This is a genomic window from Niveispirillum sp. CC-CTL257, from assembly GCF_059489915.1.
Genome location: NZ_JCAJXE010000001.1, coordinates 1,942,163 through 1,963,186, shown reverse-complemented (window position 1 = coordinate 1,963,186; position 21,024 = coordinate 1,942,163). Strand labels below are relative to the sequence as shown.

17 protein-coding genes are annotated in these 21,024 nt (G+C 64.2%); 14 read left to right on the top strand and 3 right to left on the bottom strand.

The annotated features are described in order from the left end of the window. The first annotated feature begins 2 nt into the window (after nt 1–2). The 8 genes from ABC729_RS09175 to ABC729_RS09140 all read left to right on the top strand — a co-directional run bounded on the left by ABC729_RS09175 (nt 3) and on the right by ABC729_RS09140 (nt 10,505). Nucleotides 3–929 carry a catechol 2,3-dioxygenase gene (locus ABC729_RS09175; RefSeq protein ID WP_495607321.1) on the top strand — a complete coding sequence of 309 codons (927 nt, stop codon included), beginning with the start codon at nt 3–5 and terminating at the stop codon, nt 927–929. Between the two features lie 82 nt (nt 930–1,011). Further along, nucleotides 1,012–2,478, top strand: coding sequence for a 2-hydroxymuconic semialdehyde dehydrogenase (locus tag ABC729_RS09170; protein ID WP_495607320.1), 1,467 nt, complete (start codon nt 1,012–1,014; stop codon nt 2,476–2,478). Nucleotides 2,479–2,481: 3 nt separating this feature from the next. After that, complete coding sequence (locus ABC729_RS09165; RefSeq protein ID WP_495607319.1) at nt 2,482–3,276, top strand: 2-keto-4-pentenoate hydratase; 795 nt, start codon at nt 2,482–2,484, stop codon at nt 3,274–3,276. A gap of 14 nt (nt 3,277–3,290) precedes the next feature. Continuing rightward, a complete protein-coding gene (locus ABC729_RS09160) occupies nt 3,291–4,055 on the top strand; it encodes a 2-keto-4-pentenoate hydratase (RefSeq protein WP_495607318.1) in 765 nt (254 codons plus the stop codon). 11 nt (nt 4,056–4,066) lie between these two features. After that, complete coding sequence (locus ABC729_RS09155) at nt 4,067–4,891, top strand: alpha/beta fold hydrolase (RefSeq protein ID WP_495607317.1); 825 nt, start codon at nt 4,067–4,069, stop codon at nt 4,889–4,891. 793 nt (nt 4,892–5,684) lie between these two features. After that, a complete protein-coding gene (gene acnD, locus ABC729_RS09150; RefSeq protein ID WP_495607316.1) occupies nt 5,685–8,321 on the top strand; it encodes a Fe/S-dependent 2-methylisocitrate dehydratase AcnD in 2,637 nt (878 codons plus the stop codon). Then, nucleotides 8,321–9,520 carry a 2-methylaconitate cis-trans isomerase PrpF gene (gene prpF / locus ABC729_RS09145; protein ID WP_495607315.1) on the top strand — a complete coding sequence of 400 codons (1,200 nt, stop codon included), beginning with the start codon at nt 8,321–8,323 and terminating at the stop codon, nt 9,518–9,520. Before acnD ends, prpF begins: the two co-directional genes overlap by 1 nt. 124 nt (nt 9,521–9,644) lie before the next feature. Continuing rightward, nucleotides 9,645–10,505 (top strand): isocitrate lyase/PEP mutase family protein, encoded by an 861-nt coding sequence (locus ABC729_RS09140; RefSeq protein ID WP_495607314.1) that lies wholly within the window; start codon nt 9,645–9,647, stop codon nt 10,503–10,505. Nucleotides 10,506–10,589: 84 nt separating this feature from the next. Here ABC729_RS09140 and ABC729_RS09135 read toward each other — a convergent pair whose 3' ends face one another. Both ABC729_RS09135 and ABC729_RS09130 read right to left on the bottom strand, forming a co-directional pair. After that, on the bottom strand, nt 10,590–11,618 hold the full coding sequence (locus ABC729_RS09135) for a PstS family phosphate ABC transporter substrate-binding protein (RefSeq protein ID WP_495607313.1): 1,029 nt from the start codon (nt 11,616–11,618) through the stop codon (nt 10,590–10,592). Next, entirely contained in the window at nt 11,615–11,788 is a 174-nt protein-coding gene (locus ABC729_RS09130) for a hypothetical protein (RefSeq protein ID WP_495607312.1), read from the bottom strand. Before ABC729_RS09130 ends, ABC729_RS09135 begins: the two co-directional genes overlap by 4 nt. Here ABC729_RS09130 and ABC729_RS09125 point away from each other — a divergent pair. From ABC729_RS09125 to ABC729_RS09110, 4 genes are all read left to right on the top strand, one after another. After that, complete coding sequence (locus tag ABC729_RS09125) at nt 11,762–13,933, top strand: TonB-dependent receptor (RefSeq protein ID WP_495607311.1); 2,172 nt, start codon at nt 11,762–11,764, stop codon at nt 13,931–13,933. The two genes, ABC729_RS09130 and ABC729_RS09125, sit on opposite strands and share 27 nt — an antisense overlap. A 59-nt stretch (nt 13,934–13,992) precedes the next feature. Further along, complete coding sequence (locus tag ABC729_RS09120; protein ID WP_495607310.1) at nt 13,993–15,165, top strand: PstS family phosphate ABC transporter substrate-binding protein; 1,173 nt, start codon at nt 13,993–13,995, stop codon at nt 15,163–15,165. A gap of 8 nt (nt 15,166–15,173) precedes the next feature. Then, entirely contained in the window at nt 15,174–16,664 is a 1,491-nt protein-coding gene (locus ABC729_RS09115) for a PstS family phosphate ABC transporter substrate-binding protein (protein ID WP_495607309.1), read from the top strand. Between the two features lie 136 nt (nt 16,665–16,800). Continuing rightward, nucleotides 16,801–17,373 (top strand): hypothetical protein, encoded by a 573-nt coding sequence (locus tag ABC729_RS09110; protein WP_495607308.1) that lies wholly within the window; start codon nt 16,801–16,803, stop codon nt 17,371–17,373. Between the two features lie 118 nt (nt 17,374–17,491). Here the strand turns inward: ABC729_RS09110 and ABC729_RS09105 are convergent, their stop codons facing one another. After that, nucleotides 17,492–18,568, bottom strand: a complete 1,077-nt coding sequence (locus ABC729_RS09105; RefSeq protein ID WP_495607307.1) for an ABC transporter substrate-binding protein — start codon at nt 18,566–18,568, stop codon at nt 17,492–17,494. Between the two features lie 272 nt (nt 18,569–18,840). Between ABC729_RS09105 and ABC729_RS09100 the strand changes: the two genes are divergently transcribed. Both ABC729_RS09100 and ABC729_RS09095 read left to right on the top strand, forming a co-directional pair. Next, nucleotides 18,841–19,509, top strand: a complete 669-nt coding sequence (locus ABC729_RS09100; protein ID WP_495607306.1) for a response regulator transcription factor — start codon at nt 18,841–18,843, stop codon at nt 19,507–19,509. Beyond that, on the top strand, nt 19,506–20,912 hold the full coding sequence (locus tag ABC729_RS09095) for a sensor histidine kinase (RefSeq protein ID WP_495607305.1): 1,407 nt from the start codon (nt 19,506–19,508) through the stop codon (nt 20,910–20,912). Before ABC729_RS09100 ends, ABC729_RS09095 begins: the two co-directional genes overlap by 4 nt. Nucleotides 20,913–21,024: the final 112 nt, after the last annotated feature.

Sequence of the window (21,024 nt, the reverse complement as noted above, 5' to 3'; positions counted from 1 at the left end):
TCATGTCGATGACAGGTGTGTTGCGTCCCGGCTTCGCCCAGGTTCGCGTGCTGGATCTGGATGAGGCCCTGGTCCATTACCGCGACCGTATGGGCCTGGAACTGGTGGAGGTGGCGGGCGATGGCCGCGCTTACTTGCGCGCCTATGACGAGTTCGACCGCCATTCCATCGTGCTGCGCGAGGCGGATGAGCCGGGCCTGGACGTGATGGGCTTCAAGGTCGCCTCCGACGAGGTGCTGGATTTCTACGCCGTGCAGTTGCGTGCCGCCGGTCTGACGGTCAGCGACATTCCCGCCGGCGAACAGCCGGGTCTGGGCCGTCGTGTGCGCTTCCTGGCACCGACGGGCCATGCCATCGATCTGTTCGCCAGTATCGAACGGGCAGAAAACGGCCCGATGATTGACAATCCCGACCTGTGGCGCACGGAACCGCGCGGCATGCGTATCATCCGCTTCGACCATTGCCTGATCTATGGTGATGAGATCGATGCCACCGCCGCCATCTTCCGCGACATTCTGGGCTTCAGCCTGACCGAACAGGTGGTCACGCCGGGGGGAGAGGAAACCATCGCCATCTTCCTGACCTGCTCCACCAAGGCGCATGATATCGCGCTGGTACGCTATCCGGCCAAGGGCAAGCTGCATCATGTCAGTTTCCTGCTGGAAAGCTGGACCGATATCGGCCATGCCGCCGACCTGATGACCCGCTACAACATCTCCGTCGATATCGGGCCGACCCGCCACGGCATCACGCGCGGCCAGACCATCTATTTCTTCGATCCGTCCGGCAACCGGAACGAAGTGTTCTGCGGCGGCTATCAGTTCTATCCCGACCATCCGGTGCGTACCTGGACAGCGGACGAGGCCGGCAAGGCGATCTTCTATTATGAGCGCGTGCTGAATGACCGCTTCATGACCGTGGTGACGTGAGCCGCGGCCCCGTCTCCCGGCGGTGCGACAGCGCCGGGAGACGGGCTTCCTTTCATTTCCCGCCTCTATGAAGGAACCCGCCATGACCGACCGGCGCATCCTGAACTTTATCAACGGCGCCTTCGTGCCCGGCGCGTCCGACCGCTGGTTCGATGATCGCAACCCGTGCGATAATTCCCTGATCGCGCGCGTGGCCGAAGCCGATGCGCAGGATGTCGATGCCGCCGTGAAGGCGGCGCGCGCGGCCCTGAACGGTCCCTGGGGCCGGATGAGCATGGCCGAACGGGCCGACATCCTGCACCGCGTGGCCGACGGCATCACTACCCGGTTCGAGGAGTTCCTGGCCGCCGAATGCCTGGACACCGGCAAGCCCCGCAGCCTGGCCAGCCATATCGACATCCCGCGCGGCGCCGCAAATTTCAAGATCTTCGCCGATCTGGTGAAGAACGTGCCGACGGAAGCCTTCTCCATGCCCACGCCCGACGGCATGGGTGCTGTCAATTACGGTGTGCGCCGGCCACGCGGGGTGATTGCCGTCATCTGCCCCTGGAACCTGCCGCTTCTGCTGATGACCTGGAAGGTCGGGCCGGCGCTGGCCTGCGGCAATACGGTTGTGGTGAAACCATCGGAGGAGACGCCGGCCACCGCCGCCCTGCTGGGCGAGGTGATGAACGCGGCGGGCGTGCCGCCCGGCGTCTATAATGTCGTCAACGGCTTTGGTCCTGGCAGTGCGGGGGAGTTCCTGACCACGAACAGGGGTGTGAATGGCATCACCTTCACCGGTGAGACGCGCACCGGCACGGCCATCATGAAGGCGGCGGCAGAGGGCACGCGCCCCGTCAGCTTCGAACTGGGCGGCAAGAATCCCGGCATCGTGTTTGCCGATGCCGACATGGACAAGGCCATCGAAGGCACCTTGCGGTCGGTCTTTGCCAATTGCGGCCAGGTCTGCCTGGGCACCGAGCGGGTCTTCGTGGAACGGCCCATCTTCGATGAATTCGTGGCGCGGCTGAAGGAAGGTGCCGAGGCTCTGCGCATTGGCGTGCCGTCCGACCCCCGCGCCAATTTCGGCCCGCTGATCAGCAAGGAACATCAGGCCAAGGTCCATTCCTATTACCAGAAGGCTCGTGATCTGGGCGCATCGGTCGTGACGGGTGGAGGCATCCCTGAGATGTCGGGCGCCCTGGCCGATGGAAGCTGGATCGAACCCACCATCTGGACCGGCCTTCCCGATGACAGCCCGATCATGCGGGAGGAGATTTTCGGCCCTTGCTGCCACATCAGCCCGTTCGATACCGAGGAAGAGGTGATCGCGCGGGCCAACGATACCGAATACGGCCTTGCCGCCGCCATCTGGACGGAAAATGCCAGCCGCGCCCACCGCGTGGCAGCCCGGATCGAGGCCGGCATCGTCTGGGTCAACAGCTGGTTCCTGCGCGACCTGCGCACCGCCTTCGGCGGGTCCAAATCGTCCGGCATCGGGCGGGAGGGCGGCGTCCACGGCCTGGAATTCTACACCGAACTGACCAACATCTGCGTGAAGCTGTGAGGCATGATGCCCGACATTTCTCCTGAACAGATCGAAGAAGCTGCCGCATCCCTGCGTGCCGTCACGGCGGGCGGCACCCCCATCACCCCCTTGCGGGACACGCTGGGCACCAATGATCCCGGCACCGCCTATGCCATCCAGGAGGTGAACACCCGGCATGGGCTGGCGGCCGGCCGCCGGCTGGTGGGCCGCAAGATCGGCGCCACCTCCAGGGCCGTGCAGACCATGCTGGGTCTGGACCAGCCCGATTATGGCATGCTGTTCGCCGACATGGCCTTCACCGATGGGGAGGAAATCCGCTTCGATCAATTGCACCAGCCCAAGGTGGAAGGCGAGGTTGCCTTCGCCCTGAAGGATGACCTGGACGGTGACGGGCTGACCATCGCCGATGTGATCCATGCCGTCGATTATGCCCTACCCGCCATCGAGGTGGTGGGCAGCCGCATCAAGGACTGGAACATCAAGATCCTGGACACGATCGCCGACAATGCCAGCGCCGATCGCTTCGTGCTGGGCACGCGACCGGTGGTGCTGTCGGATTTCGATCCCGTCCTGTGCGGCATGGTGATCGAACGGCGCGGCGAGCCGGTATCCACCGGTGCCGGCATCGCCTGTCTGGGCAACCCGCTGACCGCCACCTTGTGGCTGGCGCGCAAGATGGTGGCGGTGGGGCGGCCCCTGAAGAAGGGCGACATCGTGCTGTCGGGCGCGCTGGGGCCGCTGGCCCCCGTGGCGAAGGGCGACAGCATCGAATTGCGCATCAACGGCCTGGGCTCCGTCCGGGCACATTTCGGCTAAGCGGGAGCTATCCCATGAAACTGTTGGCAGACCTGGCCCGCACCGTTGACGAGGCGGCGCGCACCGCGACCGAGATACCGCAGCTGGCCGACACCCATGATCTGGGCCTGGAGGAGGCTTACGCCATCCAGGCCCTGTCCATCCGCCGCCGGCAGGAACGCGGCGAGCGGATCATCGGCATGAAGATGGGCCTGACCAGCCGGGCCAAGATGAACCAGATGGGCGTGCATGACGTCATCTGGGGCCAGCTGACCGACGCCATGCGGGTGGAGGACGGGGAGGCCATCCGCTTCGACCGCTATGTCCATCCGCGCGTGGAGCCGGAAATCGCCTTCCTGCTGAAACGCCCCCTGGAGGGGCTGGTCACCCTGGCGGAGGCGTTGAACGCCGTGGAGGCGGTGGCCCCGGCGCTGGAGATCATCGACAGCCGCTACCGGAACTTCAAGTTCAGCCTGCCCGACGTCATCGCCGACAATTCCTCCTCATCCTCCTTCGTGCTGGGCGCCTGGAACCGGCCGGACATCGACCTGTCGAACCTGGGCATGGTCATGCGGTTTAACGGCCGACCGGTGCAGGTGGGGTCCAGTGCCGCCATTCTGGGCCATCCGGGCCGCAGCCTGGCGGCGGCGTCGCGTCTGGTGGCAGCATCGGGCCTGCGGCTGGAGGCGGGCTGGATCGTGCTGGCCGGCGGGGCCACGGCGGCGGACGCCCTGTCGCCGGGCCTGTCCGTTTCCCTGGATGTGCAGCATCTGGGATCGACCGGTTTTGCGGTGAAGTGAAAGGAACACCCATGTCTTCCTCTCCTGAGATCGGCCGTTCGGTCATGGCCGGCGGCGTGTCCGTGAATTATCACGATTATGGTAGCGGCGAGCCGGTCATCCTGATCCACGGGTCCGGCCCCGGCGTCACCGCCTGGGCCAACTGGCGCTTGACCATCCCGGACCTGTCCAAGCGGTTCCGCGTGGTGGCGCCCGATATGCTGGGCTTCGGCTATACGGAGCGGCGGGGGGCGGCCCCCCTGGTTTGCGACAAATCCGTCTGGGTGGCGCAACTAGCGACCCTGATGGACGTACTGGATATCGGTCGCGCCCATCTCATCGGCAACAGTTTCGGTGGTGCCATCGCGCTTTCCATGGCCATTGCCCACCCGGAGAGGGTGGGCAGGCTGGTGTTGATGGGGGCGGCGGGCACCTCGTTCCCCATCACCGACGGGCTGGACCGGGTCTGGGGTTATGAACCGAGTTTGCAGGCGATGCGGGAGATGATGGATCTGTTCGCCCATGACCGTACCCTGGTGACGGACGAACTGGCGGAACTGCGCTACAAGGCCAGCGCCCGCCCCGGCGTGCAGGATGCCTTCGCCGCCTTGTTTCCCGCCCCGCGTCAGCGCTGGGTCGATGCGCTTGCCAGTGACCCGGACGCCATCCGGGCGCTGCCGCATCAGACGCTGATCATCCATGGCCGTGACGACCGCATCATTCCGCTGGCAAGTTCCCTGACGCTGCATCAATGGATTGACCGGTCGCAGTTGCATGTTTTCGGGCAGTGCGGCCATTGGACCCAGATTGAGCATGGTGCCGGCTTTACCCGGCTGGTGAACGATTTCCTGATCTGAAAGCGGTGCTCAGCAGTCAGGAGTTGGAGCCACGGGTCATCCTGACCTATGCGCGGGCACTGATATGGATCCGGACGAAGAAGCTGGACGCATGAAACAGCGCCAGCCGGTCCGGATCATCCTGTTCGATGTCAAAGGCCGTGTCCTGATTGGATGTTCAGGCTGCTGAATTATGAGCAAGATTGCTTGTGGAAGCATTCAGGATTGCGGGAAACGTTTGGCTATATATACACTGAAAGATTGTCATACCATCGGCCTAGTCCTGCCCCCGCATCCAAATTTGTGATCAAAACCCCAGTAACCTCAATAAGTTACTGGGGTTTTGGCGTTTGGGGTCAAGTGCAACCTATTGGAGATTCCATGCAAAATCAAAGACTTGTCCTCGCAGGTTCAAATCGGGGGTCTCAACCCACGCATCCAGCATACCAAGGTTTCATGGCCGTCTACTCATGCACTGTGGCCTGCGGCAAACTCAGCGCGGTTCAATAATGTCTGCTCCTCGCACATTGGGGTGGCATTTTCTGATCTATGTAATGATCAGGGGTTAAATTGATCGATCCATCCCTGAACATCGGCAAGCGCGTCGTCGTTACGAGCGTCCTGCCGGTTCTGATTGCCGTCCCGGCGTGAGTGGCGCTCGCGGCCCTGGCTGCCACGGTCGTCAGCTTTCTGACCCTAACATTCTGCGATCGAACGGCGTTGGCATATGTGGGTCGAAAGCTCCCGCCTGTGCAGGCCGGTTGTGACGGTGACAGGCTGATGACAGCGACATTCAGTCATGGTCGGAAGTACCATGAATAATACTTATCGTAAGACGCTGCCCGGCACGCAGCTCGACTATTTCGACACGCCCGCCGCCGCGGATGCCATCCGTCCCGGCGCCTGGGCCTGCCTGCCTTATGTCTCCCGCGTCCTGGCCGAACAGCTGGTGCGACGCTGCGATCCGGATTTGCTGACCGACGCGCTGCGCCAGTTGGTGGAACGGCGTCGGGACCTGGATTTCCCCTGGTATCCTGCCCGTGTCGTCTGTCACGACATTCTGGGCCAGACGGCGCTGGTCGATCTGGCGGGCCTGCGCGACGCCATCGCGGATCAGGGCGGTGATCCGGCGAAGGTGAACCCGGTGGTGCCGACGCAGTTGATCGTCGACCACTCGCTGGCAGTCGAATATGGCGGCTTCGACCCGCAGGCGTTCGAAAAGAACCGAGCGGTGGAGGATCGCCGCAACGAGGACCGGTTCCATTTCATCGAATGGACCAAGCGGGCCTTCGAGAATGTCGATGTGATCCCGGCCGGCAACGGCATCATGCACCAGATCAATCTGGAGAAGATGTCGCCCGTCATCCAGGTCCGCGACGGCGTGGCCTTTCCCGACACCTGCGTGGGCACCGACAGCCATACCCCGCATGTCGATGCGATGGGCGTCATCGCCATCGGCGTGGGCGGTCTGGAGGCGGAGACGGTGATGCTAGGCCGCGCCTCCATGATGCGCCTGCCCGACATTGTCGGCGTGCGTCTGAACGGCCAGCGGCAGCCCGGCATCACGGCCACCGACATCGTCCTGGCCCTGACGGAGTTCCTACGCAAGGAACGGGTGGTCGGCGCCTGGGTGGAGTTCTTCGGTGAAGGGGCGGACAGCCTGTCCATCGGTGACCGGGCCACCATTTCCAACATGTGTCCCGAATACGGCGCCACCGCCGCCATGTTCTACATCGATGGCCAGACCATCGACTATCTGCGCCTGACCGGCCGGGAGCCGGAGCAGGTGGCGCTTGTGGAGACCTATGCCAAGGTGCTGGGTCTGTGGGCCGATGCGCTGAAAACGGCCGAGTATGAGCGGGTGCTGGCATTCGACCTGTCCAGCGTCGTGCGCAACATGGCCGGTCCGTCCAACCCGCATAAGCGCCTGCCGACCAGCGCCCTGGCCGAACGCGGCATCGCTGTCGACCTGGACAAGGCCCAGGCGCAGGAACGCGACGGGCTGCTGCCCGATGGCGCGGTGATCATCGCCGCCATCACCAGCTGCACCAACACCTCCAACCCCCGCAACGTGGTGGCTGCCGGGCTTGTCGCCCGCAAGGCCAACGAACTGGGGCTGGTGCGCAAGCCCTGGGTGAAGTCGTCTTTCGCGCCGGGCTCCAAGGTGGCCAGACTCTATCTGGAAGAAGCCGGCCTGCTGTCAGAGCTGGAGAAGCTGGGTTTCGGCATCGTCGCCTATGCCTGCACCACCTGCAACGGCATGTCGGGTGCCCTCGACCCCGCCATCCAGCAGGAGATCATCGACCGCGACCTCTATGCGACGGCCGTCCTGTCCGGCAACCGCAATTTCGACGGCCGCATCCATCCCTATGCGAAACAGGCCTTCCTGGCCTCCCCGCCGCTGGTTGTGGCCTATGCCATCGCCGGCACGGTGCGCTTTGATATCGAACGTGACGTGCTGGGGACGGATGCCGGCGGAAACCCGATCACCCTAAAGGACCTATGGCCGTCGGACGAGGAGATCGATGCCATCGTGGCGGCCAGCGTGAAGCCTGAGCAGTTCCGCCAGGTCTACGAACCGATGTTCGGCGCTGGCCGCGCGAAGGCGGCGAAAGTCAGCCCGCTCTATGATTGGAGCCCCACTTCCACCTATATCCGTCGCCCGCCCTATTGGGACACGCAAGGCGTGGGCGCACTCGCCGCTTTCCCGCGCACGCTGAAGGACATGCGGCCACTGGCCATCTTGCCTGACAATATCACCACCGACCATCTGTCCCCGTCCAACGCCATCCTGGCCAATTCGGCGGCGGGTGAGTACCTGATCCGGATGGGCGTGCCGGAGGAGGACTTCAATTCCTACGCCACCCATCGCGGCGATCATCTGACGGCCATGCGCGCCACCTTCGCCAACCCGCAGCTGGTCAACGAGATGGCATTGGTGGATGGGGTGGTGAAGAAGGGGTCGCTGGCCAGGGTGGAACCCGACGGCAAGGTGATGCGGATGTGGGAGGCGATCGAGACCTACCTGGATCGGCGCCAGCCGCTGATCATCATTGCCGGCGCCGATTACGGCCAGGGCTCCAGCCGCGACTGGGCCGCCAAGGGCGTGCGGCTGGCGGGGGTGGAGGCCATCGTGGCCGAAGGGTTCGAGCGTATCCACCGCACCAACCTGATCGGCATGGGCGTGCTGCCGCTGGAGTTCAAGCCGGGCACGACCCGCCTGACGCTGGGGCTGGACGGCACGGAGACCTATGACGTGACGGGCGACCGCCGGTCCCGCGCCGACCTGACCCTGACCATCCGTCGCCGCAACGGCGAATGGCTGGATGTGCCCGTCACCTGCCGCCTGGACACGGGCGAGGAAGTGTCGATCTATGAGGCGGGTGGCGTGCTGCAACGCTTCGCCCAGGATTTCCTGGCCACGCAAACCCCGCAGAAGGAAGCGGTCTGATGCCATCCGCACCGCAAATCCGCATTCCCGCCACCTATATGCGGGGCGGCACCAGCAAGGGCGTGTTCTTCCGCCTGGATGATCTGCCGGCGCCCTGCCGGGTGCCGGGCGAGGCGCGCGACCGCCTGTTCCTGCGGGTGATCGGCAGTCCCGATCCCTATGCCAAGCACACCGACGGTATGGGTGGTGCCACATCCAGCACGTCCAAATGCGTGATCCTGTCGAAAAGCGCCCGGCCAGACCATGATGTCGATTACCTCTATGGTCAGGTGTCCATCGACAGCGCCTTTGTCGACTGGTCGGGCAATTGCGGCAACCTGTCCACGGCGGCAGGATCCTTCGCCATCCATGCCGGCCTGATCGACCGGGACCGCGTGCCCGACGACGGTATCTGCACCGTCCGCATCTGGCAGGCCAATATCGGCAAGAGCATCATCGCCCATGTCCCCGTCACCGGCGGGCAGGTGCAGGAGACCGGCAGCTTCGAACTGGATGGCGTGATCTTTCCGGCCGCCGAGATCATGCTGGAATTCCTCGATCCCGCCGAGGAGGGGGAGGATGGCGGTGCGATGTTCCCCACCAGCAATCTGGTCGATGAACTGGAGGTGCCCGAGAGCATAGTCCCCGGTGGCAGGCTGCGCGCGACGCTGATCAATGCCGGCATCCCCACCATCTTCGTGAACGCCGCCGATATCGGCTATGGCGGCACGGAGCTGCAGGGCGACATCAATGACGACAAGGCGGCACTCGCCCGGTTTGAGACGCTGCGCGCCATCGGGGCCGTCCGCATGGGCCTGATCAAGGACATTCCCGATGCGCCCAAGCGCCAGCACACGCCCAAGATCGCCTTCGTCTCCCCGCCTTCGGACCATACCGTTTCCAGCAGCAGGCAGGTCCGGGCCGACGAGATCGACCTGAGCGTCCGCGCCCTGTCCATGGGCAAGCTGCACCATGCCATGATGGGCACGGCATCCGTCGCCATCGCCACGGCGGCGGCAATTCCCGGTACGCTGGTCAACCTGGCGGCTGGCGGCGGTGAACGCAACGCGGTCCGCTTCGGACACCCGTCCGGCACGCTGCGCGTGGGGGCGGAAGCCAGGCTGGCCGATGGAAAATGGCAGGTCACCAAGGCCGTGATGAGCCGCAGCGCCCGCATCCTGATGGAAGGCTGGGTCCGCGTGCCCGCCGACGGTTTTTAGTTCGCGTTCCTCAAACGCCGGCGCCGCATCCGCGGCTTGGCTTCACGGCGTATGGGCGCCGCGGCAGTCGCCGCCGGAGAGGTTTCCGGTCCCGAAAACCTCTCCCAAGATTCAAGGAAAATCCATGTCCACCCGCAAGCAACTCAAGGCCCTGGTCGAGGCTCGCCGTGGCGCCATCGTGCCCGGCGCCTTCAACGCACTCTCCGCCAAGGTCATCGAAGATCTGGGCTTCAAGGCCATCTATGTCACCGGCGCCGGTGTCACCAACATGTGGTTCGGCATGCCAGACCAGGGCTTCATGGGCCTGGCCGAAATCGCCGACCACACGGCCCGCATCCGCGATACGGTCAACGTACCGCTGCTGGTCGATGCCGATACCGGCTTCGGCAATGCGCTGAATGTCTATCACACCGTCCGCACCCTGGAACGGGCCGGGGCCGACTGCATCCAGTTGGAAGACCAGGTGGCACCCAAGCGCTGCGGCCATTTCAACGGCAAGGACGTCATCTCCACCGATGAGGCGGTGTCCAAGATCAAGGCCGCCGTCGACGCCCGCCGCGACCCCGACCTGCTGATCATGGCCCGCACCGATGCCGCCGCCGTGCATGGGTTCGAAGCCGCTGTGGAGCGCGCCGCGAGGTTCGCCGAGGCCGGGGCCGACATCCTGTTCGTGGAGGCGGTGACAAAGGCGGAGGAAGTCCGCGCCCTGCCACAGCGTCTGGACCGGCCGCAATTGATGAACATGGTCATCGGCGGCAAGACGCCGATCTTCAACGCCACCGAACTGGCCGAACTCGGCTATGGCATCGTGCTCTACGCCAACGCCGCGCTGCAGGGGGCCGTCATGGGCATGCAGAAGGCACTCACGGTGCTGCGCGACGAGAAAGAGGTGAAGGAGGAGAGCGGCCTCGTCACCCCCTTCGCCGAACGCCAGCGCCTGGTCGGCAAGCCCGAATGGGATGCGCTGGACAAGCGCTATAGCTGACGGTGCCAAAGGCGTCGGGGCCGCATCTCCAGATTTTCGTTGTCGGGATTAAGAGAGCCTTGAGCCTTTCGGGTGCAGATGATTTTACTTCGGCAACTTGGCCCGTTCCGCCGCGAGTTCAGCGGAATTGAGAGGAATATAGCCGAGCCTGCCGGCGGCGATCACCTGCTGTCCCTCGCAGGAGAGGATCAGGTTCAGCCATTCGCGGGCGACCGGGTCGATGGCGCCATCGGCCGATTGCCGGACATAGATCAGCAGATGACGATCCAGCGGGTACCGGCCGGACCGGATACCTTCTTCCGTGCCGTGGAACACCGGACCCCCGGGCTGCGCGGCGATGCCCAACGCCTTCACGCCGGGCGTTGCATGATTGAGATTGGCCAAGCCGATGGCCAGCTTGTCACGGGCCACGGCCTCCATCACGTCGCGCGATTTGGGCTTGCCGTCGTATTCCGGCACGAAGGGCCGGCCGGCGAACTTATGCCGCCGCAGGAACTGGCCGATCGCTGTTTCATCACTGAAGCCAACGGGATGGATGGGCTGTTCTCGCCACCCCTGCCGCACGCCGACCTGTCCCCACTTCGTCCTGGGCGCCGGGCCGGTCGCGAAGATAGCGGCGATCTCGTCCAGCGTCAGGCTGTCTAGGGGATTATCCTTGTGGACGAAGACGCCGGTCGGTGAAGACAGTGCTGCCGGGTTCAACGAGTCATGCGCCACCTTGAATTCCAACGGATCTCGGCCGTGGGCGGCGCGATATGCTGTCAGCGGTGCATCCTCGATCTCCGCACCCATGGGGGCGAACAGCGAGGTGCCGTCCGTCAACGGCGCCGGTGCCGTGCGCGTGCCCTTCAGGACCAGATCGAACCGGAATCCCGGATGGGCGGCGGTGAACAGCGCGCCCAAGCCCTCCAGCATCTCCGCCATGTCGTTATAGCCGACAATGCGGATGCGGCCGTCGGGCATCACGTAGGATGCACCCGCCGGAAATTCCAGCGGTGCGGGGCGATAGGCGGGCAGGTCCTGCGGACAAGTCGCGGCCACGGCCGGGCCCGCCATCGCGACCGCGATCGGCACCGCACATAGCCGCAATGCCGTAAAGATGGTGCGGATCATATCCTCTCCTGTTCGATGAAGCGGTCGGGATTATTTTCTGCGGCCAGCATATGAAAGGTTCCTGACAGCAAGCTGACGATATCGTCTTCGAAACCAGAGAAATAAGCCGTGCCGAAGAGTGCGGCGGTCATGGGGAGGAAAATATGTCGTTCAGGAAGATGCTGCTCCATACGAGTGTCCTCAGTCTCGGCCTGGCTGTGCCGGCCTTGGCGCAGACGGCACCAGCGGAGGACGATCTGGAACTGACGCCGATCATCGTGACGGCCACCCGCAGCGCTAAGGCCATCGACAAGATTCCGGGTGCCGTCACCGTCATTTCGACCAAGGAACTGGAAGCCCAGTTCCAGATTTCCGACGATCCGTCGGCAGCGCTGACGGCGTCCGTGCCGGGTTACACGCCGTCGCGCCAGAAGCTCACCTCCACCGGTGAATCGGTGCGCGGCCGCGGCGTGCTGATCATGCTGGACGGCATTCCGCAGGGCAATCCGCTGCGCGACGCGCGCCGGGAAGGCTATTTCGTCGACAGCACCGTCATCTCCAGCATCGAGGTGGTCAGCGGCGCTTCGGCCATCCATGGAATGGGTGCCACGGGCGGCATCATCAACTACATCACCCGTTCGCCCGAGGAAGGAACCCATCACAAGCTGGATATACGGGCACTTTCCCAGTTCCGCGACGACAACCTGGAGATAAAGGGTGGCTATACGCTCACCCACAAGTCGGACCTGCTGGATTTCCTGGGCTATGTCGCCTATCAGCGGCGCGGCATGCTTTATGATGGCAAGGGCGACCTGATCGGGGTCGACAGTGCCGTCGGCGACAGCATGGACAGCCACGGCAACAATGTCTTCGTGAAGCTGGGCAAGGATTTCGATGCCCAGCGCGTACAGTTCACCTTGAACCGCTTCCGTATCTATGGCGACGGCGACTATCGCGAGGTGGCGGGCAATGCCGTGGCCGGCGTGCCGACCACGTCGGAGAAGGGCTTCTACCCCGTCGGCAAGGCGGCCTTCAACCGCGTCCGGAGCATGAGCTTCGCCTATTCCAACGCCGATTTCCTGGGCGGCAGCCTGGACCTGCAACTGTTCAACCACCGTTCCTTCGCGCAGCTTGGTCCGGACATCGCTCCCGCTGCGCAGGACCCGCATATCGCGCCGGTCGGCACGCTGTACGACCAGAACGCCCTGACCGACCGGAAGGATGGCGCAAAGCTGACCTATGTACGGCCGGACCTGTTGGTGGAAGGGTTGGAACTGACCGCCGGTGTCGATCAGATCTTCGCCAAGACCGAGCAATATTACACCATAACCAACCGCATCTGGATGCCGGAGCTGGATTACCAGGCCACCGCACCCTTTACGCAGTTGGAATATAACTGGGAAGACATCACCGTGCGCGGTGGCGTGCGGTACGAAGACGGTCGGCTGAAGGTCGATGACTACCGGACAGTTGGCTATTACGGGCGGCTGAACAACGGCTATGTTGGCCACCTCGTCAGTGGCGGTGAGCGGGATTTCAGCAAGCTGGTGAAGAATATAGGCGGCGTCTGGCGCTTCGGTGACGGGCTTTCTGCCTTCGCCGCCTATTCCGAAGGCTTCGGCCTGCCCGATGTCGGCATCCTGCTGCGCACCGTGTCTTTGCCGAACAAGGATGTCGACGATCTGTTCGACCTGAAGCCGATCGTCACCAAGAGCAGGGAGATCGGAGCCAACTGGCGCCAGCATTGGGGCCATATCGGTTTCTCGCTCTATGAATCGGAATCGAAGTTCGGCAGTGCGCTCCGCGTTGGCACCGACGGGCTGGGCGAGCTGGTGCGCGTGCCGACGCGGGTGCGTGGCCTGGAGGCGACCGCCGAATGGCGGCCGGTGCGCGAGGTGTCGCTGAACGCCAGCTATGCGCTGACCCGTGGCAAGACGGCGGAAGCCGTTGGCAGGCCGCTGGATCTGGCACTGGGTGGACGCAACCAAGGGCCGGACAAGCTGAACCTCGGGGCCGAATGGCGCTTCCAGCCCGGCGCCAATGTCCGTATCCAGGCCAGCCATTTCTTCGACCGCGACGTGAATGAGGGGCGTGGCACCCTGCGCAATGGCCGCTACCTGCTGGAGGAGCATTTCGACGGCTATACGCTGTTCGACCTGAACGCTTCGCTGGATACCGACTATGGCCGCTTCGGGCTGGGTATCGAGAACATCTTCGACAAATACTACGTCACCTATTTCTCGCAGTCGGTGCGCTACGCCGTGGCCGATGCCGACGAGCAGTATTTCGCCGGCCACGGGCGTACGCTGTCGCTGAGCTGGAGCCGGGAGTTCTGAGGCATCGCCGAAACCCCGCCTTGAAATGAGAAGCCCGTGAACGGGCAGGGAGCTGACCAATGAAGTTCATGACCGCCGCCGCCCTGACGGCCCTGATTGCCCTGGCGCCGGCATCCGTGGCCCATGCCAGCGGGGAAGCGGCACCAGCGCCGGCCATTACGCCCGGCCCCGTCACCTGGCTGCTGCCCGCCCCGACAGTGGTGGTGCCCCAGACGGACGAGGAGAAGAAGGCGGCCCAGGCCAATGGCCGTACGCTGCCCACGCCGGAACTGCTGCAGCCCACCCTCGATCCCGGTCTGGCGCCGTTTGTGCCCACCAAGGGGCTGAAGATAAACAAGCAGTTCAAGGCCGGATCGTCCGACGTGCTGCCCACCCTGGTCACGGCCTGGGTGGAGGCGTTCCGCAAGCATCATCCGGGTTTCAAGGTCGAGATCGACAAGCCCATGGCCGGCAGCCTGGGCACCCTGGAACTGATCAAGGAACAGGTGGACTTCGTCTTCGTGTCGCGCGAATTGAAGCCCACCGACATCAGCAGTTTCCAGGAAAAGTTCGGCTACGGCCCGACCTCGGTGCCGATTTCCGGTGGTTCCTACCGGCATTTCGGCTTCCTGGACAGCATGGCCTTCATTGTCCACAAGGATAACCCACTGGAAAAGCTGAGTTTCAAGCAGCTGGATGCGCTGATGTCCACCACGCGCCATCGCGGCGGGGCGGCGGTGAAGACCTGGGGCGACCTGGGCGTCGCCGATCCGGTCTGGGCCAAACGGGAGATCAAGCTCTATGGCATCAAGCCCTGGAACGGGTTCGAGGAATTCATCCGTCAGCGCGTGCTGAATGTCGGTGCCAAGCGTGGTGAGTGGCGCGAGGACATGAACATGGACCCCGTCGTCTTCCCCGTGGCGCGCCGCGTGGCCGCCGACAGGGACGCGCTGGGCTATACCGGCCTGTCGGTGGTGGACAGTGCGGTGAAGGTGATCCCCGTCGGCGTGGAGGATGCGGGACCGTTCCTGGCGCCCAGCTATGAGAATGTGGCCGCCGCGACCTATCCGTTGAGCCGGCTGATCTACCTGAACACCAATGCCAAGCCGGGCCAGAAGATGGACCCGGCCCTGGAAGAGTTCCTGCGCTTCATCCTGAGCCGTGATGGCCAGGCCGTGGTGCGCGAGCATGGCATCTTCCTGCCGCTGCGCGCTGCCCAGGTGGCCGGCAGCCGCGACATGCTGGCCCGGTGAGGGCGGTGATGGGACGGTATCTCTACCGCACATCCGCCGCTGCCTTGCTGGCGGCCTGTCTCTTGACGGGGACGGCGGCGCTGGCGGCCGATGTACCGCCCGCCTATCGCGCCGAACGGACGGTGGCGGGCAGCCTGAACAGCGTGGGTGATCCGGCCATGGCGCCCCTGATGGAGGCGTGGCTGGAGGCGTTGCGGGCCAAGCAGCCGGGTCTGGCCAAGGGCGAGCGCTGGGAACATCGCAGCGGCGCCATGGCGGTCGGTGCCCTGATGTTCGAACAGGCGGACCTGGGTCCGATGCTGCGCGAGCCGGTGCCCGCTGAACTGTCGCCCTATGCCCATCAGTTCCATGGCGACATGATGAAGACACCCGTCATGGTGCGGGTGGCGTTGCAGGCCGATGGACGGCCTGCCTTCCTGGCCGTGAACAAGCGGCCGGGTTCGCCGCTGCCGCCGCTGGTCAAGGAGTTCCTGTCCTTTGCGCTGAGCCGCGAGGGACAGGCCATCGTGGCGGCAAAGCCGGGGTTCCAGCCGCTGCCGGCTGCTGATCTGGCGGCAGAGCGGGAGCGGATCGGCGGATATCTGGCCGTGCTGGATCCGGCCTTGCCGGCCTACAAGCCTGCTTCCCCCGTATCGGGGGAAATCCGCAGTGTGGGCAGCGATGGCATGAAGACGTTGGTGGATCGCTGGGAACAGCGCTTCCGCCGCCTGCATCCCGGCGTGTCGAAGGGTGAGCGCTGGGAACATGTCGGCACGTTGAACGGTTTCCAGGCGCTGCTGGCCGGAGAGGCCGATCTGGCGCCCATGGGTCGTGAGCTGTGGCCGCAGGAACAGGCGGCAGCGGACGAGGTGCTGGGGCCGGGACGCCTGCTGGAGATCAAGGTGGCGCGCGGCGGCTTCAACACGCCGCAGCGGACCACGGCGCAGGCCGTGTTCGTGCATCAGGATAATCCGCTGACGGGCGTCGGCCTGGACCAACTGGCCGCCATCCTGGGGGCCGATCCCAGCATCGCCAATTGGGGACAACTGGGCCTGAAGGGCGAATGGGCGAACCGGCCCATCACGCTCTATATGCCGCCGCGCGTTGCCCCCAACGCCATGTCGATGCAGATGATGGTGCTGAAGGGCGGGGCGTGGAACGCCGGCGCCAAGGAAGGGACCATCGCGGAGACGGCCAAGGCGGCGACCGCTGACCCGTCCGCCATCGCTTTTGGCGGGTTCGAGGAGGGCGGGCCGGGGCTGAAGCCGCTGGCCTTGGCTACGAAGAAGGGCGGTCCCTTCATTGCCGGCACGGGGGAGACGGCGTCCACCGGACGCTATCCGCTGACCCGTTACATGTATATCCGCCTAGTCCGCCGGCCGGGCGAGGCGCTGGCTCCGCAGGTGCGGGAATTCCTGCGCTACATCCTGAGCCGGGAAGGCCAGGAACCGATCCTGTATTCAGGATATTTCCCGCTGACCGCCCAGGAGGCGGCGGCGGAACTGGCCAAGCTGGACTGATCCAATGGCCGTAGGTCGGGTCGAGCCGCAGGCGAGCCCCAACATTCAATGGCGCTGTCGCTTGTCAGGGCTCGCCTGCGGCTCGACTTGACCTACGAATGACCCCAACAATAACGCATTGAAAGGTATGAGGAAAATGACCAAGTCGCTGAAGAACCGTACCGCCATCCTGGCTCTGGGCGCCGTCGCCCTGTTCGCCGCGATGCCCGCCGCTTATGCCGCGAATGACGAAATCCCCCGCGCCGCGTCGACCCCGACGACGCCCAAGAACTGGCGTGCCCCGGCGCACAAGATCAAGGCCCAGGCCATCGTCGACCGGCTGATGGCAGCACATCCGGAGGTGCAGAGCATCACCATCCATGCCGTGCCCAAGGAATTGCCGGCCGAAACCTATACGATGATCGCCGGCTCCTTCCCCGACCGTATCGGCAACACCTCCTCCCCCGGTGACATCATCACCGCCAAGAAGGGCGTGACACAGGTGGAGTCCAAGTGGGGCACGGAGAATTTCGGCAAAAAGGTCTCCATCGTCCTGCCGCTGAAGGACAGCGCCGGCAATTACCTGCCCGTCGCCATGGTCGTCGCTTTCAACCAGTCGCCGACGTCCGGCAAGATCGACACCGACTTCATGCAGCCGGGCATCGCCATCCGCGACGGCCTGAACAAGGAAATCCCCAACCTGGAGAGCCTGTTCGCGCCGGTGAAGTGAATGAGTGCTAAGTTATTCAGCTGATATTTCCCGCCTTCCCGGCGAAATCCGGGAAGGCGGGAAAGAAGATTCTCTGTGGAACTGACAAACTCTATTGGCGGGACATCCGCCAGATTTCTCAATCCTTCGCCAGCAGCTTGTTCCAGTCCTTCACGAACCGCGCCCGTCTTGCCTGGTCCAGATTGGCCAGCAGCATGGGGCCGACGCGGATGGCGTGGCCCTGGTCGGGGGCCAGGCGGGCATCGTCGGGGGTGGGAACGTCGGAGCGGACCGGGGCCATGTGCCGGTCGGCCAGATGCGCCTGACCGCGCTTGGACAAGAGGAAATCCAGGAACAGGCGGGCGGCGTTGGGGTGCCGCGCTTCCGCCGGGATCAGGGCGATGCGTGACATGACTAGCGTATAGTCGGTGGGAACCACCATGCCCAGTGCCGGATGCTGTTCCTGCCGGGCAAAGGCGTAGGAGCCGATCAGATTGTAGGCCAGCACATGTTCGCCGCTGGCCAGCTTCTGCACCATTTCCAGGGTTGAGGCGTAGAATTTCGTTTCCACCCCGGCCAATGCCCGCAGCAGGTCCCAGGTGTCGCGATTGGCTTGCATGTCCTGGGTCAGGTAGAGGAAGCCGACCCCGGAATGGATGGGGTCGTATGTGGCGACCTTGCCGCGATAGGCGGCCGGGTCCTGGCGCAGCAGGGCCATCAGATCGGCATGGGTCTTCGGCACTTTGTCAGGCGGCAGAAGGTTCTTGTTGTAGCCGAAGACGATCGGCTCCGCCGTCACGCCGTAGGCCTCGTTCTTCCAAACGGCCCATTCCGGCAGGTTCGGCTTTTCCGGTGACGCATAGGCCTGGGCATAGCCGTCATTGACCAGCTTGATCTGCAGGTCCATGGCCGAACTCCACAACAGGTCGGCCGTACCGGACTTGTCGTTCACCTCCTCCACCACGCGGTTATAGATCTCGGTGGAGGTGATATCCATGTATTCGACCGCAATCTCCGGATAAAGCCGGTGGAAATCGGCCAGCAGGTCGGTCATCTGTTCCTGGTCGGTGGCAGAATAGATCAGCAGCTCCTTTTCTGCCTTTGCCGTCTCGATGATCTTCTTGTAGGAACGCGGATATCCTGCGGGCACCTCGGCCGCCCCGTCCGGAACCAGGATGACGACCGTCACCAGCAGCGCTGTCGCCAGCAGCTTCATCGAAACCTCCCTGTGCGGCCGCCATTTCAGCAGGCGACCTTATCATTCGTGCCCGGTGATGCCGGGTGTTGACCGCATTCTATCACGCCGAACCTGTCACGAAGCTGACATACGTGGATATTGCATCGCAATAAATAATGCTTCACCGCACAATATTCGTGATATCATAAGTAAATATTTATAGGATTGAAGATCGGTTTGCCAAAATGATTATGCCATCCTATATAATGTCCGCCAATTCTGATCTGTCCAATCAGCCGGCGGAGGGCGCCATGCCCAGGGTTCTTTTGGTGGAAGACGATCCGGCACTGTCCCGCGGCATCGCGGCCAGCCTGCGGGCCGATGGCTATGCTGTCGATACGGCGGAGGATGGGGAGGGGGCGCTGGAAGTAGCGCTGGATGAACCCTATGCCATCATCACCCTGGATATAGGCCTGCCTGACATGACGGGGTTCGAGGTGCTGAAGCGCCTGCGGGCCAGGGGCTGCAAGGTGCCGGTCCTGGTGCTGACGGCGCGCGACAGCATCCAGGACCGGGTGACCGGGCTGGATCTGGGGGCGGACGACTACATGCTGAAGCCCTTCGATACGGCGGAACTGACGGCCCGCATCCGCGCCATGCTGCGCCGGTCGCAGGGGGAGCCGTCGCCCGCCCTGACCCTGGGCAGCCTGACCATCGACCGCACACGGGGCGTGGCCATGGTCAATGACCGGGCGCTGGACCTGCGCCGGCGGGAATGGGCCGTGCTGGATCGGCTGGCGGCCCGTCCGGGCAAGCTGATCACCAAGGAGCGGCTGGCGGCGGAAGTGTTCAGCTTCGACGAGGTTGTGGCACCCAATGCCATTGAGGTCTATGTGGCCCGCCTGCGCAAGAAGCTAGAACCCGATGGCCCAAGCATCCGCACCATGCGGGGCCTGGGCTATATGCTGGACATTTCGTGACAGCAGGGGGCCACACGCCGTCACTGACCAGCCGCCTGCTGCGCGGGCTGGTCGGGCCCATGGCCGTGCTGTCGCTGCTGCTGGCCCTTGGCGGAGCCTGGACCATCCACAAGCTGGTGGAAGGGGTGAATGACCGACTGCTGAGCGCGTCGGCCCGCCATGTGGCGGAGACGCTGGCGCTGGAGGATGGCGAGATCACGGTGGATTTTCCGGCCCCCATCCTGGGCATGTTGGAGAATGAGCTGCGTGACAACATCTATTACAGCGTGCGCCATGGCGAGGTGCTGATCACCGGCTATGGCGACATGCCGCGCATCGAGCCGTCGGAATTCACCGACCGCCAGCCCGTCTTCCGTTATGCCCGTTATCGCGGCTACTGGATCCGCATCGTGGCGGAGATGCGGCGCATCCCGCGCGTCGACGGCGCCATCATCGTGCAGGTGGCGGAAACGCTGGAGGCGCGCAAGCTGCTGGCCACCCGCATGCTGGCGGCGCTGGCGCTGCTGGAAGGCGCCCTGATGGTGCTGGTGGCCTTCATGCTGCCGGTGGTGGTGCGCTGGGGCCTGAAGCCGCTGCGCCGGCTGCGGGGCGAGATGGACACGCGGATATCCAGCGACTTTACGCCGCTGTCCACCGACGGGGTGCCGCTGGAACTGCGCGACCTGGTGCTGGCCTTCAACGCGCTGCTGGGCCGGCTGGACAATGCGGTGGAGGGTATGCGGCGCTTCACGGCCGACGCCTCGCACCAGATGCGCACCCCGCTTTCCATACTGCGCACCCATATTTCCGTGCTGAAGAATGCCGAGCCGCAACTGGCCATGCCGGGCGGGTCGCTGGCCGATATCGAAACGGCGACGGACCGGTTGCAGCATCTGTTGATCCAGCTTCTGGCACTCGCCCGCGCCGACGGGGCCAATGCCGGCAGCCTGGAACTGGCTGAGGTGGATCTGCGCGCTGCTGTGCGCTATGTCGCCGGCGAACTTGTGCCCAAGGCGCTGGAGGCGTGGATCGACCTGGATTTCGACGTTCCCGAGGAGGGAGAATTCAAAGCGTTGGCTCACCCGATCATGGTGGGCGAGCTGGTCGGCAACCTGATCGATAATGCCATCCGCTATAACCAGCGCGGCGGGTCGGTCACGATCCGCATGCAGGACAAAGAGAGCCATGTTGCCGTGATCATCGAGGATGACGGGCCGGGCATCCCCACTGTCGACCGGGAGAAGGTGTTCACCCGCTTCTATCGCCTGCGCCGCGACCAGGAACGGCCGGGCAGCGGCCTGGGCCTGTCCATCGTGGATGCGCTGGCCCGTTCCATGCTGGCCAGCATCGATCTTGATGTCGGCAAGGACGGCAAGGGGCTGAGGGTGGCGGTGTCGTTCCAGAAGGTGGAAAAGCCGGCATAGGGTAAATCTTTTCGCTCCTCACCTTGGGTGAAAGGTTGATGACAGCAATCCCTGCAACACTGCTCCCATAAAGAAGGGGAACCGGCCGCGCCGGACATCCTGACAGGGGAGG

What these genes read in the sequence shown, in the direction of transcription:
- ABC729_RS09115 (WP_495607309.1), top strand. Translation starts at nt 15,174, where the DNA reads ATGGGACGGTATCTCTACCGCACATCCGCCGCTGCCTTGCTGGCGGCC.
- ABC729_RS09130 (WP_495607312.1), bottom strand. Translation starts at nt 11,788, where the DNA reads ATGGAGCAGCATCTTCCTGAACGACATATTTTCCTCCCCATGACCGCC.
- ABC729_RS09170 (WP_495607320.1), top strand. Translation starts at nt 1,012, where the DNA reads ATGACCGACCGGCGCATCCTGAACTTTATCAACGGCGCCTTCGTGCCC.
- ABC729_RS09140 (WP_495607314.1), top strand. Translation starts at nt 9,645, where the DNA reads ATGTCCACCCGCAAGCAACTCAAGGCCCTGGTCGAGGCTCGCCGTGGC.
- ABC729_RS09120 (WP_495607310.1), top strand. Translation starts at nt 13,993, where the DNA reads ATGAAGTTCATGACCGCCGCCGCCCTGACGGCCCTGATTGCCCTGGCG.
- ABC729_RS09100 (WP_495607306.1), top strand. Translation starts at nt 18,841, where the DNA reads ATGCCCAGGGTTCTTTTGGTGGAAGACGATCCGGCACTGTCCCGCGGC.
- ABC729_RS09175 (WP_495607321.1), top strand. Translation starts at nt 3, where the DNA reads ATGTCGATGACAGGTGTGTTGCGTCCCGGCTTCGCCCAGGTTCGCGTG.
- ABC729_RS09135 (WP_495607313.1), bottom strand. Translation starts at nt 11,618, where the DNA reads ATGATCCGCACCATCTTTACGGCATTGCGGCTATGTGCGGTGCCGATC.
- ABC729_RS09110 (WP_495607308.1), top strand. Translation starts at nt 16,801, where the DNA reads ATGACCAAGTCGCTGAAGAACCGTACCGCCATCCTGGCTCTGGGCGCC.
- ABC729_RS09160 (WP_495607318.1), top strand. Translation starts at nt 3,291, where the DNA reads ATGAAACTGTTGGCAGACCTGGCCCGCACCGTTGACGAGGCGGCGCGC.
- acnD (WP_495607316.1), top strand. Translation starts at nt 5,685, where the DNA reads ATGAATAATACTTATCGTAAGACGCTGCCCGGCACGCAGCTCGACTAT.
- ABC729_RS09105 (WP_495607307.1), bottom strand. Translation starts at nt 18,568, where the DNA reads ATGAAGCTGCTGGCGACAGCGCTGCTGGTGACGGTCGTCATCCTGGTT.
- ABC729_RS09165 (WP_495607319.1), top strand. Translation starts at nt 2,482, where the DNA reads ATGATGCCCGACATTTCTCCTGAACAGATCGAAGAAGCTGCCGCATCC.
- prpF (WP_495607315.1), top strand. Translation starts at nt 8,321, where the DNA reads ATGCCATCCGCACCGCAAATCCGCATTCCCGCCACCTATATGCGGGGC.
- ABC729_RS09125 (WP_495607311.1), top strand. Translation starts at nt 11,762, where the DNA reads ATGTCGTTCAGGAAGATGCTGCTCCATACGAGTGTCCTCAGTCTCGGC.
- ABC729_RS09155 (WP_495607317.1), top strand. Translation starts at nt 4,067, where the DNA reads ATGTCTTCCTCTCCTGAGATCGGCCGTTCGGTCATGGCCGGCGGCGTG.